1 protein-coding gene is annotated in these 689 nt (G+C 65.0%); it reads left to right on the top strand.

The window, feature by feature from the left end; all coding sequences use genetic code 11:
* Positions 1–60: 60 nt before the first annotated feature.
* The coding region (locus tag ACXAJT_RS27600; protein ID WP_475242229.1) for an IS5-like element ISRssp5 family transposase at positions 61–689 on the top strand (629 nt) is incomplete at its 3' end.

Here is a 689-nt window from a genome sequence, read left to right as displayed (position 1 = left end):
GGCGTTGTTGCGCAAATCTAGGGGATTCATCTCGTGAATCCAGCATGCTAGCCGGGCAGCATGAGCAGACCTCCGAAGCCGACCTACAAGACCACCAACTGGCGCAGCTACAATCAGGCGCTGAGGCGGCGCGGATCGCTGACCGTCTGGTTCGATCCCTCGATGCAATGGGAAGCGGCGCCGTCAGGGCGGCGTGGTCGCCAGCAAACCTATAGCGACGCCGCAATCCAAGCCTGTCTCACCCTCAAGGTCCTCCTCGGGCTGCCGCTCCGCCAGACGACGGGGTTCGTGGCGAGCCTGCTGGAACTGTCCGGGCTGGGGTGGTCCGTGCCTGACTTCAGCACGCTGTCACGTCGCCAGAAGACCTTGGACGTCACCATCCCGTATCGCGGCTCCAAGGGGGCGCTTCACCTGCTAGTGGACAGCACCGGCATCAAGGTGGAGGGCGAAGGCGAGTGGCACACGCGCAAGCATGGCGGCTCGAAACGGCGTGTGTGGCGCAAGATCCACCTCGGGATCGACGAGCAAACATTGGAGATCCGGGCCATCGAGGTCACGTCCAGCAATGTCGGCGATGCGCCGATGCTGCCAGATCTGCTCGCCCAGATTCCGGCGGAGGAGGAGATCGCCACGGTGACGGCCGACGGCGCCTACGACACGCGCGCCTGCCACGATGCCATCGCCGCCCG

It is taken from the genome of Salipiger sp. ABF4_146, from assembly GCF_056161345.1.
This window is presented reverse-complemented; position numbering and strand designations above follow the sequence as displayed.